This is a genomic window from Deltaproteobacteria bacterium (genome assembly GCA_021737785.1).
Taxonomy (GTDB): domain Bacteria; phylum Desulfobacterota; class DSM-4660; order Desulfatiglandales; family Desulfatiglandaceae; genus AUK324.
In genome coordinates this window covers 43,631-57,834 of the sequence record JAIPDI010000018.1, presented here as the reverse complement: position 1 = coordinate 57,834, position 14,204 = coordinate 43,631, and the positions used below count along the sequence as shown (strand labels likewise).

At 53.5% G+C, this 14,204-nt stretch carries 14 protein-coding genes; 13 read left to right on the top strand and 1 reads right to left on the bottom strand.

Going from position 1 to position 14,204, the window contains the following annotated elements; translation table 11 throughout:
• The 3 genes from K9N21_10730 to ribD all read left to right on the top strand — a co-directional run bounded on the left by K9N21_10730 (position 1) and on the right by ribD (position 2,110).
• Complete coding sequence (locus K9N21_10730; GenBank protein MCF8144383.1) at positions 1-447, top strand: cytidine/deoxycytidylate deaminase family protein; 447 nt, start codon at positions 1-3, stop codon at positions 445-447.
• On the top strand, positions 444-926 hold the full coding sequence (gene nrdR / locus K9N21_10725) for a transcriptional regulator NrdR (protein ID MCF8144382.1): 483 nt from the start codon (positions 444-446) through the stop codon (positions 924-926). Before K9N21_10730 ends, nrdR begins: the two co-directional genes overlap by 4 nt.
• An 89-nt stretch (positions 927-1,015) precedes the next feature.
• Positions 1,016-2,110, top strand: a complete 1,095-nt coding sequence (ribD, locus tag K9N21_10720; protein MCF8144381.1) for a bifunctional diaminohydroxyphosphoribosylaminopyrimidine deaminase/5-amino-6-(5-phosphoribosylamino)uracil reductase RibD — start codon at positions 1,016-1,018, stop codon at positions 2,108-2,110.
• Positions 2,111-2,202: 92 nt separating this feature from the next.
• Here the strand turns inward: ribD and K9N21_10715 are convergent, their stop codons facing one another.
• Entirely contained in the window at positions 2,203-3,024 is an 822-nt protein-coding gene (locus K9N21_10715; protein ID MCF8144380.1) for a purine-nucleoside phosphorylase, read from the bottom strand.
• A gap of 595 nt (positions 3,025-3,619) precedes the next feature.
• Here K9N21_10715 and K9N21_10710 point away from each other — a divergent pair.
• The 10 genes from K9N21_10710 to K9N21_10665 all read left to right on the top strand — a co-directional run bounded on the left by K9N21_10710 (position 3,620) and on the right by K9N21_10665 (position 14,079).
• Positions 3,620-4,249 carry a lytic transglycosylase domain-containing protein gene (locus K9N21_10710; protein MCF8144379.1) on the top strand — a complete coding sequence of 210 codons (630 nt, stop codon included), beginning with the start codon at positions 3,620-3,622 and terminating at the stop codon, positions 4,247-4,249.
• 420 nt (positions 4,250-4,669) lie between these two features.
• Complete coding sequence (locus K9N21_10705) at positions 4,670-5,719, top strand: Coenzyme F420 hydrogenase/dehydrogenase, beta subunit C-terminal domain (protein MCF8144378.1); 1,050 nt, start codon at positions 4,670-4,672, stop codon at positions 5,717-5,719.
• A gap of 3 nt (positions 5,720-5,722) precedes the next feature.
• On the top strand, positions 5,723-7,627 hold the full coding sequence (locus tag K9N21_10700; protein ID MCF8144377.1) for an indolepyruvate ferredoxin oxidoreductase subunit alpha: 1,905 nt from the start codon (positions 5,723-5,725) through the stop codon (positions 7,625-7,627).
• Positions 7,624-8,235: an indolepyruvate oxidoreductase subunit beta gene (locus K9N21_10695; protein MCF8144376.1), complete on the top strand. Its 612-nt coding sequence runs from the start codon at positions 7,624-7,626 to the stop codon at positions 8,233-8,235. Before K9N21_10700 ends, K9N21_10695 begins: the two co-directional genes overlap by 4 nt.
• A complete protein-coding gene (locus K9N21_10690; GenBank protein MCF8144375.1) occupies positions 8,225-9,118 on the top strand; it encodes a PHP domain-containing protein in 894 nt (297 codons plus the stop codon). The genes K9N21_10695 and K9N21_10690 overlap by 11 nt, the downstream gene beginning before the upstream one ends.
• 56 nt (positions 9,119-9,174) lie before the next feature.
• Entirely contained in the window at positions 9,175-10,116 is a 942-nt protein-coding gene (locus K9N21_10685) for a gluconokinase (protein MCF8144374.1), read from the top strand.
• A gap of 173 nt (positions 10,117-10,289) precedes the next feature.
• On the top strand, positions 10,290-10,895 hold the full coding sequence (locus K9N21_10680) for an ATP-binding protein (protein ID MCF8144373.1): 606 nt from the start codon (positions 10,290-10,292) through the stop codon (positions 10,893-10,895).
• A 15-nt stretch (positions 10,896-10,910) separates the two neighbouring features.
• Positions 10,911-12,650 (top strand): adenine deaminase, encoded by a 1,740-nt coding sequence (gene ade, locus K9N21_10675; GenBank protein ID MCF8144372.1) that lies wholly within the window; start codon positions 10,911-10,913, stop codon positions 12,648-12,650.
• A 12-nt stretch (positions 12,651-12,662) separates the two neighbouring features.
• On the top strand, positions 12,663-13,547 hold the full coding sequence (locus K9N21_10670) for an NAD(+)/NADH kinase (GenBank protein ID MCF8144371.1): 885 nt from the start codon (positions 12,663-12,665) through the stop codon (positions 13,545-13,547).
• 280 nt (positions 13,548-13,827) lie between these two features.
• Positions 13,828-14,079 (top strand): DUF4911 domain-containing protein, encoded by a 252-nt coding sequence (locus tag K9N21_10665; GenBank protein MCF8144370.1) that lies wholly within the window; start codon positions 13,828-13,830, stop codon positions 14,077-14,079.
• Positions 14,080-14,204 lie beyond the last annotated feature (125 nt).

The following is a 14,204-nucleotide window of genomic DNA, read 5'->3' as shown; positions in this document are numbered from 1 at the left end:
ATGCCCAGACCTTCCTGGGACGAATATTTCATGTCCATCACCGAGATGGTGGCCACTCGATCCACATGTCTCAGACGGTTTGTGGGCGCTATCCTGGTCAAGGATAAGAGGATCCTTGCGACCGGCTACAATGGTGCACCCGCCGGTCTCAAACACTGTGAGGAGACCGGCTGCCTTCGAGCGAATGGGTCTGTACCTTCCGGTATGAGGCATGAACTCTGCCGGGGGTTGCACGCGGAACAGAACGCCATTATTCAGGCGGCCTGCTACGGAATTTCCATTCGCGGATCCACTCTCTACTGCACGAATAAGCCCTGTATCATCTGCTCCAAAATGATTATCAATGCGGGCATCAGAACCGTGTTCTATAAGGAGGGATATGATGATCCGCTGGCCGACAAAATGCTGGCTGAGGCCGGCGTCCAGATTGTGAGGTTTCCTCCGTGATTTGTCCCTACTGTACCAAAATCGACAATAAGGTGATCGATTCCCGACTCAGCAAGGATGCCAGGACCATTCGACGGAGACGGGAGTGTATTGCCTGCGGCCGCAGATTTACCACCTTCGAGAGGCTGGAAGACGTCCTTCCGATGGTGGTCAAAAAGGACGGCAGGCGTGAGGCGTTCAGCCGCGAGAAGATCATATCCGGTATTCGGCAGGCATGCCAGAAACTGCCGATCAGTGTGGCTCGGATCGAAGAGTTTGCAGATTCTCTCGAGACCCAGTTCCAGGATCTGGGCAAAAAGGAAATTAACAGTTCGGAGATTGGGGAACGGGTCATCAATACGCTGAAGGAATGGGATGAAGTCGCCTATGTCCGGTTCGCTTCTGTATACAGGCAATTCAAGGATATCAATGAGTTTATGTCGGAACTTGAAGAGATACTTAAGGCCAAGCAGGACATGGGGAATCCCCGATCCGTATAAACCGCGAAAAGTGCCGAATGACTCCCGATGTGATTCCCCGAAACAAACCCCGTTGAAACTATCCACCAATGAGAAAAGATCCGAATAAAATGGATGCCGAATTCATGAGGCTGGCTCTTCGAGAGGCGCGAAAAGGTTCAGGCCGGACCTCGCCTAATCCTGCGGTAGGGGCGGTCATTGTTAGAAATGGAACAGTCGCCGCAAAGGGATATCACAGACAGGCGGGCCTCCCCCACGCAGAGGCGGAGGCATTAAACCGGTTGGGAAACCGGTCCCCGGGAGATACCCTTTATGTCACCCTGGAGCCCTGCAATCACACGGGTAAGACGCCGCCCTGCACCGAGGCGATACTTAAGAGCGGCATCCGAAGGGTGGTGGTCGGAATGAAAGATCCGAATCCACAGGTGACCGGCGGAGGGTGTGAATTCCTGGAGGCCCATGGTATTGAGGTGACGGTGGGTGTTCTGGCGGCCGAATGCCGGCGGCTCAATGAAGATTTTCTGAAATTTATTGGAGACGGACAACCCTTTGTGATCGCAAAGTCGGCCATGACCCTGGACGGGTGGATTGCAACCTCCACCGGTCACTCAAAATGGATCACCAACGAGGAATCCAGAGCCTTTGTGCACCGTCTGAGAGACAGGGTGGATGCCGTTATGGTGGGAATCGGAACGATTCTTGCGGACGACCCCTCCCTGACCACGCGACTGAAAAGGGGGAGAGGGAGAGATCCTCTTCGAATTGTAGTGGACACACACTGCAGGATCCCGCGCAATGCAAAGGTTTTAAGGCAGCATTCTTCTGCCGATACCCTGATCGTAACGGGTGAAGGTGCGGAGGCCGCGGATCTCCGGTCTTTTCGAGAAAGCGGGATGTCCACTGTCACATGCCCGGTGAGGGAGGGTAAAATCGATCTCGAGGCATTGATGAAACAGTTGGGAAAGATGTCTGTCATGAGTGTCCTGGTGGAAGGGGGCGCCGCCCTCACCGGATCCATGATCAGAGGGAGATTGATCGACAAATTCTACCTTTTCAAAGCGCCCAGGCTCCTTGGCGGAGATGACGGCATTCCGATGGCAGTCGGCCCGGGCCCCAAGAAGATGGAGGATTCCATGGTCCTGAAAGAAATCCGGGTGAGAAGATTTGGAGATGACATCTTGATAAGGGGATACCCCTCGTATTGAATTTGAGAGAGGTTGAGACGGGCATACCACAAATGGAGCGCGCCTGAACAAACATTTCCCAGGAGTCAATTCTCATTCTCGAACACGGTCGATCACTTGGCCGGCAGCCTGCCGATAATCCGTTCCCAGAGATCCGTCAGTACCGGCCCAGCCTTTTGGGATGCGGTGATTACATCTTCCATTGAGGTCTGCTCCATGCAGTCGGGAAGATTTACATTGGTGATAACGGCGATAGCGAGGACCCTGAGGCCGCAGTGGACCGCGACAATGGTTTGTGAAACCGTGGACATCCCCACTGCATCCGCGCCGATCATCCTTAAAAATCGTGTTTCGGCGGGCGTTTCCAAGGACGGCCCCAAGACGCCCACGTAGACCCCCTGGCAGATCATAATCCCCGCCTGAACGGCCTCCTGCCTGGCGATCCGGATCAGATCTTTTGAATAGGCCCTGCTCATATCAGGAAAGCGGGGACCGAACTGATCAAGATTGGCTCCCGGCAACGGATTGGACCCTTTCAGATTGATATGGTCCGTAACAATCATAAGGTCTCCGCTATTGAACTGTGGGTTGAGCCCGCCGGCCGCGCTTGACATCAGCAGATAGCGCACGCCGAGACCGGCCATGACCCTCACGGGAAAGGTGACCTCCTGAGGGGAATACCCCTCGTAGAGATGAAAACGGCCTTCCATGGCAATAATCGATCTGTCGGCGACTCTGCCGGCTACCAGGGTCCCCTTATGACCTTCAACCGTTGATCTGGGAAAATGGGGGATCTTTTCATAGGGAAGACGCAGGTCAGCGGTGATCCTTTCCGTTAGCGCCCCCAATCCTGTTCCTGTAATCATCCCTATTTCAGGGGGTTCCTTCAGCCTGTCTTTCAAGAACGCCACGGTGTTTGATATCTTTTCTTCCATTTGGGCCTCCTTTTCGTCCTCAAGCATTCAGCAGTCAGAAAATTTCAATATACTGCAACGGACGTCAGTATGCCACGTTGAAAATGAGCCGGTCGAATCAGGGACCCACTTAAACGGTCATCCTGTGGTCGACATCCTGTTAAATGAGGCGTCAGCGCCACACTGGCCAAGCGTCATTCATATCCTTTGTCACCGTGCATATTACAAAAAAAACATAAAATCAATAGCATACTCTCCAATACGATGTTGTGGCGCACATTTTGCTTACTTTGGCAAATCCTGAGAAATGCTCTTCCGGGGTGGAATGGTATCAAACAGTCGATCGGATGAAAACAGGATATCCTCTTTCTTCAACACCCGAAAATAGTTGACAGACATTAAATAGTCATTAAATTTTTTAACTTGAGAGTCCAAAGTTCTTACGTCATGCCGGACTTGATCCCCGCAAGTACGGGGAACATTTAACTTATCAAAAAGACACTGGATTCCGGCTTTCGCCGGAATGACGACCTGGAATTTATGCATTCAATAAAATCAATACATTACGAGAACTCTGGACTGTGGAGTTTTTAATCATTAAATCAGGAGTTGAAAAATGGATGAGGACGTATTCATACGATCGATTTTCCTTAAGAAATCTGCTTTTATTCTCTGTATTGTAGTCGCCTCCACCTTCCTTGCATTCAGTTCTTCCGGAGTGACAAGTCTTCGACCCCAGCCTCAATACGAACAGGTGGAAAAAGAACCCGCCGTGGATGTCTATATGCCTCCCGCCTTGAATATCGATATGCCTCCCGCCTTGGGAAAAAAATCCAAGCGCTATCATGATATCATCCTTAAGGCTGCAACCCGTCACATGGTAGATCCTGCGCTTATCAAGGCGATTGTCATGGCTGAATCCGGATACGATCCTCAAGCCGTTTCCAGCCAGGGAGCCACCGGGCTCATGCAGCTAATGCCCAGAACGGCTGAGTCATTGGGCGTGGAGGACGCGTTCAATCCCGAGCATAATGTGAATGGTGGCGTCAGATATTTCAAACAACTCTTGGAAGAGTTCAATTGCGATATCGAATTGGCATTAGCGGCCTACAATGCCGGAAGCAGCACGGTCAAACGGCATCACGGCATCCCTCCCATAAAGGCGACCCAGCATTACGTAAAAAAGGTCTTTGCGTATTATCACTATTACACGAACGAAATCATCGGCCAAGCAGACAACGTTTAGCAATACAGGCCGATGGCATTTCTATTTCCTTTTTATCGGTTTCAACCTTTTTTTCGCCTTGACCTCCTCTCCACCCTGATATAAGTATACGCCGAAGTTGTGTGAGAACCCGGCCGGAGAGGAAATGGGGCGCCGGCATTTCGCACGACTCGCCGATTGATTCAACCAAACAAATCTTCAGTCTGTGAACTCCCGGTGGAATACCGATGGCGGGGGCTCACCGCAGGCGCCTGTAAGACTGTGGAGGGTGTTCTGCACCGTCGTAACATATGCTGAATAGAATCTTTGGTCATAATGTCTCTGCGCCATGCGGAGATGTTGGCGCCATATCAATAAGTGCTCGGAAAAATTTCCGGGATTGCCACCAATACCTTTTTTGGTTGCGGCTGTCAGGCCCGCCTTAGGGGAAATCCGCAAGAGATGAACATACCGAATCCAGAAGGGCAGGGGCGGTTAATTGCACGGGTGATCAACAAAGGCCTTTGTGTTCGATGCGGGGCCTGCGTCGGATTATGTCCCTATTTTAATTATTTTGACGGAAAGGTCGTGGTGATGGACCTTTGTCCTGCCGGGACGTTTCAATGCCTTCAGGTGTGCCCCAGGGCCGATTACGAGGGGACTTCCTCGTTCAAGGGAACCTCCGCCGGCGACATCGGCGAGTGCAGGGAAATTCTGATGGCACGGTCTACCGATGAAGCAATCCAAAAGAGATCGCAATATGGCGGCGTTGTATCCGCGCTTCTCATCTACGCCCTTGAAAAAGAGGTGATATCTTCGGCTGTTTTGACGGATGCCGGAGATCTCTTTGCACCTAAGGGGAGGATTGTGCACAGGAGGTCCGAGGTCCTGGACTGCGCCGGTTCCAGGTATTCGGCCTCTGGGGGACTATCGGCAATGAACACGGCCTTAAAGAAGGGGTATTCCCGTCTGGGGGTGGTGGGCCTGCCCTGTCAGATGGAGGCCCTTGCCCGAATGCGTCTGGTACAGCCGGATGGGGAGGAGAGGGCCGATGCGGTATCCCTCAGAATCGGTCTTTTCTGTACATGGGCACTTGATTATCCCAGTCTGACGGCCTACCTGGCCCGGCAGAAAGTGGAAGGCCCTGTACTGAAAGCCGATATCCCGCCTCCGCCGGCTGAAACATTCAAGGTCCAGACCCAGGTCGGGTGGAGGAGTTTCCCTCTCTCAGATATCCGTCCGATGGTCCAGAAGGGATGCTTCCTGTGTGAGGACATGACCGCCGAGACGTCCGACATTTCGGTGGGGACGGCGGAAGGCCGCAACGGCTGGAACACGGTGATTGCAAGGACAGAAACAGGGTCTCAGCTATTGAAGCGGGCCATTAACGAAGGCTGGCTGGAAACAGATGACCTACCCGGTGCAAGTCTCGACCATCTCAGGGAGGCTGCCCGCAATAAGCGGCACAGGGCCAGGCAGGCGGAAATTGACCGTTCAACACAAGATGAGTGATGCATGAACAGAATCAGCGAAAAGGCCGATGGACAGGAACTCCTTCTTCAGGGAAACGAGGCGATTGCGCGGGGGGCACTGGAAGGGGGCGTTATTTTCTGTGCGGGGTATCCGGGTAACCCGTCGTCGGAGATTATTGAAACATTGATCCAGGCATCCCGTGATCTGTCGATCTATGTGGAATGGTCGGTCAATGAAAAGGTGGCCCTTGAGGCCGCTGCCGCCGCCTCATTTGCCGGGTGCCGGGCCTTGGCCAGCATGAAACAGAACGGCGTGAACGTGGTCTCTGATTTCCTGACCAATCTTGCGCTTTCGGGGACAAAAGGGGGGTTGGTCCTGGTGACGTGTGACGATCCGGGCGGCATATCCAGCACCAATGAGGAGGATGCCCGGCTCTTTGCCCGCCTGGCCCAGATCCCTCTGCTGGAGCCGGCCACCCCCCAGGAGGCCCTGGAGATGACCCGGTGGGCCTTTGAGCTGTCCGAGATCATCGGGAATATTGTGTTGCTTCGGAGCGTGTCCCGGCTCTCCCATACCCGAAGCAATGTCCAAACCGGGGCGATCCCGGATAATCGGGTGACCCCGCGCGTGGATACGAACACCCCTTTTCACACTTTTCCCGTGGTCGCCAAAGACGTGGCGAGGCATGAGAAGCTGATACAGGCGGCCGATCTGTATGAGACCTCTCCCTTTAACTGCTACGAAGGCCCGAACAGGCCGGAGATCCTAATTATCTCATCCGGGTGTGCCTGGAATTATGTTTCCGAGGCGGTCCAGATCCTGGGCCTTGAGGAACGGGCGGGTGTCCTGAAACTGGGAACCACCTGGCCGCTCCCCAAAAACCTGTTGGAGAAACATCTGGGAAGCTGCGATCGCATCCTCTTCGTGGAAGAGATTGATGCGTTTATGGAGGATAATGTCAAGTCCCTGGGCGCGGACCTCGGTAAGAAAATCGGTCTCAAGGAATACATGGGGAGGGCATCAGGCCACATTCCTCTAGGCGGCGAGCTTTCTCCCTCGATTATCCTCCGTGTCGTGGGAGATTTATTCAACCTTTCCTGGAACAATATTGAATATCAACTTAGAATTAAAGAGCTTACAAACGATCTCATTTCTGCGAGGGAATTCGGATTCTGCCCCGGATGCCCCCATCGAGGATCATATTACGCCATCAAAACGGCATTGGCCTGGGACCATCGGGACGGCTTTGTCTCAGGTGATATCGGGTGTTACAGCCTGGGATTGTTTCCTACCGGGTTCAACCAGGTGAAATCCGTGCATGCCATGGGGTCAGGATTAGGCATTGCCTCCGGCTACGGAAAACTCGATAGATTCGGTTTTGATCAGCCCGTGATCACTGTGGTGGGAGATTCCACCTTTTTTCATGCAGGCCTTCCCGGACTGATCAACGCAACTTTCAATCAATCCGACATCCTCCTCCTGATCCTGGACAACAGCGCAACCGCCATGACCGGATTCCAGCCCCATCCCGGCAGCGACGCCACTGCCATGGGAGAGCCGACCGTTCCAGCCGATATCGAAGGGATCTGCCGCGCCTTGGGGGCTTACGTGGAAGTGGAAGACCCCTATGAACTGGACAATGCGGCCCGCACCATTTACCGGCTCATGCAAAAGACGGGGCCCAGGGTCCTTGTGATGCGACGCAAATGCGCACTAGTCCAGGGGAGACAAGGGGGATTCCCGTATCGAATGCGCGTCAACCCGGATCGGTGTCTGGGCGAGGCATGCGGGTGCGGCCGGTATTGCACCCGGGTTTTTCGCTGTCCCGGACTCCTATGGGATAAAGCGGCTGGAAAGGCGAAAATCGATGACGTCATCTGTGTGGGGTGTGGGATTTGCGGAGATATCTGCCCGCAGGAGGCTATTGAGCGAGAGAAAAAATCATGAAAAAGCCGTTAAACCTGATCATTACCGGAGTCGGGGGACAGGGGAATGTCCTGGCATCCCAGATACTGGGTCAGACCGCACTCAGGAAGGGGTTTCGGGTCACCATCGGCGAGACCTTCGGCCTGTCTCAGAGGGGCGGGGCCGTGATGAGTCACATCCGCCTGTCTGAAGCGAAAATTTATGGCCCGCTGATACCGCCCAACACGGCCCACATCATCATCGGGCTGGAGCCGCTGGAGACCTTGCGGATTGTGGAGGAATATGGCAATGAAGAGACGGTGTTTATCACCAACTCCAGGCCCATACATCCCTTGAATGTGATCGCCGGCGATGTGGAATATCCTGATCCTGAATGGATCCGGAACATCCTGGAAAAGGCCGGTCAGAAGCTTTACTGGCTGAACGCCACGGACAAGGCCCTGGATCTGGGAGGTCCCATCATTCTCAACATGATTATGCTGGGCGCACTCTGCGCACTCCCCGGTTTCCCTTTAGCCGCCAGCGATATCCAGGAGGTCATTCAGAGCATCTTCCCCGCCTCCAAACTCCCCGCAAATGTGAGGGCACTGCAACTCGGCGGAGACATGATTCGAGATTATGAAAATTGATCTTCATATACATTCCAGAGACTGCTCGGACGGCAAGCTGACCCTTCCGGAGATCTTCAAAGAGGCCCATTCAAGAGGTATCGGGCTGATTTCAATCACAGATCACGATAATATCGCCTGCCAGGAGACCGCGAGATCCCTGGCATCGCATTACGGGATGGATTATCTGTCCGGGGTGGAATTAAACATCTCTTTTTCACACCCCGACTATAAAAGCGGAAAGGCCGTATCTCTGGATGTCCTGGGATACGACTATGATATCCACGATTCTCCCCTCATCAATAAGATAGGAGAACTGATCGCCTATCGTCGACGCCGGGCCGAAGAGATCCTGAATAAGATCAACCTGGAATTCATAAAAAGGGGTTTGGTTCCCTTTACGCAGAAAGATCTCCTGGCCATTGAAGAGACGGTTGACGGCGCCTTTGGCAGGCCGCACATCGCCAACTATATGGTCAGAAAAGGGATGGTCGCCACACGGCAGGAGGCTTTTGACAACTATCTGGTGGCCTGTAATGTGCCTAAAATGCCCCTTTCCCTGGAAGAGGCCTCCCGCCTTATCCGGGGGGCGGGAGGCAAATTGATGCTGGCCCACGGAAATGACCCCAACGGGACTTCCCTGATGGGCCTGACAACATCCATTCAGGAACAATGCCGGATCATCCGGGAGGCCATGGTTCCCTTTCTGGATGGTCTGGAATGCTGGCATTCGAGGCTCAGCGCTGAGAGCACCTCGGCCTACATCGAGTTGGCCCGGGAGGAAGGATTAATGGTCACGGGCGGGTCTGACTGTCATCAAGACCCGATTATTATGGGTACGGTCGATGTGCCGGGCTATGTGGCGGAACAGTTCGGCATCAAAGCGACGGAAAGCAGATCATGAATACGATTATCAAGGACCTTCAGAATCCCGGCGCCCTCCCGGACAAGACAGAGAGCGTGACCGTGGTGCAGACCCACATCTCCATCGTGTTTGTGGCGGATGCGTTTGTATATAAGGTCAAGAAGCCTGTTAATTTCGGTTTCTTGGACTTCTCCACCCTGGAGAAACGGAAATTCTACTGCCACCGGGAGGTTGACCTGAACCGGCGGCTCAGCAAGGACCTCTATTTAGGGGTCCTCCCCGTCACCCTCCGGGGGACAACACACACCCTTCGGGAAACCGGAGGAGAGGCGGTGGACTACGCGGTCAAGATGAAACGGATCCCGGATGACAAGCTCATGAAATCGCTCTTTCCCCGCAATGGGATAGAGAAAACTCATCTTAAGCAGATCGCCGAGGTCGTTGCCGCGTTCCACGCAAACACCGCCAGGACCCCTGAGATCGACGCCTTCGGGGCGCCGGAACGGTTTAAGATCAATACGGACGAAAACTTCGATCAGATCAGCAAGTATGTGGGGATAACCATTACTGAGAAGCAGTTCCGGTCACTTAAGCGCTGGACAGAGGACTTCTATCAATCGCATGGATCGCTCTTTATGGAGAGGGTAGTGCAGGGCCGGATCAGAGACTGTCATGGCGACCTTCACATGGAGCACATCTGCCTGACAGAAGACCTCCCCATCTTCGACTGCATCGAATTCAATGATCGCTTCCGTTACAGCGATACCATTGCAGATATCGCCTTTCTCTTGATGGACCTGGAGTATCATGGGGGTGGTGATCTTGCCGGAACCCTTTGGGACTATTACAAAGAGCTGGCCCGGGAGGAAGAGATGGATGCGCTGCTGACGTTCTACAAGGTCTATCGGGCGGTGGTTCGGGGAAAGGTAAACGGATTTCAAGTGGATGACGCGTCTATCGGCAAGCAGGAAAAAGAGAGGGCGGTCTTGACGGCCGGAAAATACTTTCAGCTCGCAACCTCGTATATAGGGGTTTAGACTCTTTGTCTGTAACTTCTCTGCAACGTGCGAAGAAATTTGCCCGTCCAGAGCGCTTCCGGGACTTGGGTGAAACCTGTTTGGTTGTGCCCGTCTGGCCACCTTAGGAATTCAGGAATTTTTGGATTGAATCACGCCGCTGCCGTGACAGTAGTGCTGACCAAAGGAGTGATATGATGAAGGAACCATTTGTGGAGTTTATGAATAATGAGTTGGGGCCAAGAACCGTTCTCATTGCCTGCGGCCTGCCCGCATCCTACAAGACGGAAACGACGGAGGTCATCGCCGATCTGAAGGGATACACTATTCTGAGATCCGATCTGATCCGCCTGGAGGTGCTCAAGAACGAGGATATCTTCGATGAAAAGGTGGCGTCCAGTATGAAGAAGCGGACACTGGTGTATGACGAGATGTTCAGGATGGCCCATGAGCTGGCCGCTGACGGCACTTCCATGATCTTGGACGCCACATTTGTCACCCAGGCCCTCAGGATGCGGGCGGCAGAGGTGGCGGAGACACACGGAATGAAGCTGGTGATTCAACAGACCCACTGCCCGAAAGCGGTTTCCCTCAGCCGTATCTCGAGACGGACCAAAGAGAATTATGAATCAAACGCCCTGACCGAGCAGGCCTATACCAATAACGTAAACAGATTCGAGCCGGTGGACCTGGATGCGCTCAAAGGGCATTATTCCAGATCAAGTTTCGTCCATCTTCTGGTGGATACCACATCGGATTTGACCGAAGAATGGTTCGTGATCGGAAAGACGACTCGATAGGAGGTGCATACCCCGATGGGAACTCCGACAGAAACCCTCAGGCGAAGGATCCTGGCCGGCAAAGGAGAGATCCCGGCGGATCTCGTCCTGAAAAACGGCCGGGTCGTCAATCTCTTTTCCAACAAGATCCAGAAAGGGGATGTTGCGGTTTCGGATGGGTTCATCGTAGGGGTGGGGCTTACCTATCACGGGAAAATTGAAGTTGACGTCAGCAACCGATGGATCATTCCGGGCCTCATCGACGGACATCTTCATATAGAGAGCAGCATGCTTTCCCCTTCGCATATTGCAACCGCGCTCCTCGTTCATGGGACGACGGCCATTGTGGCAGACCCCCATGAAATTGCCAATGTCCTGGGTCTTAAGGGTATCCGGTATATGCTGAAGGAGAGCAGCGATATCCCCTTTGATATATTTTTCATGGCCCCCTCCTGCGTGCCGGCCACCCACCTGGAGACTTCGGGCGCCACCCTGACCGCCTCGGATCTTAAGGGACTCCTGGATGAACCCCGCATCCTGGGATTGGCGGAGATGATGAATTTCCCGGGAGTCCTTATGGGAGATCCCCAGGTCCTTGAAAAGATTGTTCTCTTTCAGGATCGGGTGGTGGATGGACATTGCCCCATGCTGTCCGGCTATGATCTCCAGGCATACCTGAGCGCGGGGATCGGATCTGATCACGAATCGACCCTTCGTCAGGAAGCCCTTGAAAAGATGGAAAATGGGATGATGCTCATGATCCGCGAGGGGACATCGGCCAGGAATCTGGATGCGTTGCTTCCGCTGGTCACCGATATGAATCGGGATCGGTTCTGTTTTGTTTCAGACGACCTTCATGCCGAGGATATTCAGGATCGAGGGCATCTTGATTTTGTTATGAGAAAAGCGGTTCGATCCGGTCTGGATCCGATGACGGCCATACGATTGGCGACCTTGAATCCGGCCGCCTACTTCGGTCTGCGCAAAAAGGGCGCCATAGCTCCCGGTTATCAGGCGGATATCGTTGTTTTGAGCGATCTCGAAACTTTCGCGGTCGACGATGTGTACAAGGACGGGAGGCATGTGGTCCGGGACGGTGAGCCGGTTGACTCCGGGTGGTGGAATACTCCGGCGTTTTTGCGTGAACCCTCCAGCCCTCTGCCGATCGCTCCGTTTCATCCTGGTGATTTTCGCATTCCCCATCCCGGGGGCAGGGCGCGAATCATCCAACTGGTGCCCGGACAGATCCTTACCCACACCCGCATGGAAGCCGTTCCATCAGTAAATGGGTTCGTAAAGACAGCCCCTGAAAGGGATCTGCTGAAACTGGCAGTGGTGGAACGGCATACAGGAAGCGGCAACATCGGGCTGGGACTGGTCAGCGGTTTTGGACTCCTGGAGGGTGCGATCGCTTCATCCATTGCCCACGATTCTCACAATGTAATCGTTGCCGGCGTTACGGATGAGGAGATCTGCAGGGCTGTCGAGGTGGTGAGAGACATGGGAGGGGGGCTCGCCGTGGTGCGGGGCCATGAGATCTGTGCGAGCGTGCCCCTGGAAATCGGCGGCCTGATGTCCGCTCAGCCTCTTCAAAGAATGGTCCCACAGCTCAAGATGATCAAGCGGGCCGCTGTTGAACTGGGTTGCCCATTGGAGGACCCCTTTATGGTCCTCTCCTTTCTGGCCCTCCCGGTGATCCCCGAACTCAAGCTGACCGACAAGGGACTGGTGGATGTCAACCGTTTTGAACTCGTTCCCCTTTTTATGGAAGCGTAGCGGAGGGTTCCAATGGCGTCTCAATCGGTCGGAATCATCTATAAACATGATCACGAACCGGCAAGAAAAGAGGCGGAAAGGCTTAGTACATGGTTCAGAAAGAAAGACATTCGGGTTTTTTCAGAAGAAATGGATGCCAAAGGACCTGCGAATGGAACCTTCAAGGAATCGTCTGCCATCCCGACGGATGTGAACTGGGTGGTTGTCCTGGGCGGAGACGGGACCCTCCTGGGGGCGGCGCGTCGCGTTGGCCGCTACGGCGTCCCTATGCTTGGGGTCAACTTGGGAGGTCTTGGGTTCCTCACCTGCATCCCCCTGGACCGGCTTTATCCGGTGGTCGAGACCATGATCCAAAACGGCCTCGATGTGGAAACCCGGGTGATGTTAGAGACCAAAGTCTTACGGAATGCGGCCGAGGCCATCCAGTTTCAGGTGCTCAACGATGTGGTGATCAACAAGAGCACACTGGCCAGGATTATCGATCTTGACGTCACGATCAACGGCAATTTTCTCACAACCTTCAGGGCCGACGGCCTCATCATCTCCACCCCGACCGGTTCCACCGCCTACAACCTCTCTGCAGGAGGCCCGATCCTCTACCCCACGTCCGAGAGCTTTGTCCTGACCCCGATTTGTCCGTTCACATTGACAAATCGACCGATCATTGTCCCGGATAGCGCGGTTATCGATATCAAGATGGGAAAAGAGAGCGAAGAGACCGTCATCCTGACGTTTGACGGACAGGTGGGATTTGATCTGCACCATGAGGACCTGGTGTCCATCCGGAAATCAGATGAAAAGATCATCCTTTTCAAGTCCCCGGATCACAGCTATTTCGAGATCCTCAGGACCAAGCTCATGTGGGGGGGGGCTACCTGTAGGAGGGTTGAAGATTGATGAATATACCCCATGGAACCCGCCGGTTATATCCGGTGACCGTTTCATGGCCCATCCATCTTTAGGCCCTTATTTCCAGTAACCCAGTAAAAAAAACAAGAAAATCTGTTTGTCTCTAGGATTAGTTGCGGGTATCCGCGTTAGATAATATTTTCTCACAAACGCGTATCCATTCAAAGATGCATATATGTATGGTAATCGTATCGGAGTGTTCGAATTTCCAACAGCATCCGAACAATTATTCGGAACCCAGCATCAGGTTCCAGGATCCTCAATGCGCATGTCGTCTCCTTCGACCATCGCGCCTCGTCAAGGGTCGCTTACAAGGCGCTATTTCCGTGTAGATCGCAAGGAAATAGGATACATCCGGTTCACACTCGAATCGTACGCCGGGATGGCCATGGTAACGACAGTGGACCCCATTGCCGCGTGGATCGAGATTTCCATTTCTCCCGGGTGCGAAGAGACCATTTTGGAGTTGCTGGCGTCCCTGAAATCCGACGAAGGTCTTTTCATTGAGCAAAGGCTTTGAAAATAATTTGCATTCTCTTGACATAATTTAAGATTTTCTTCATATATTCAAAGATAGATATTCAGTATTATGCAGTTCCGACCGTCGGGAAATTGAGACGCGTCATCAGTATGATTGCGTCCCCA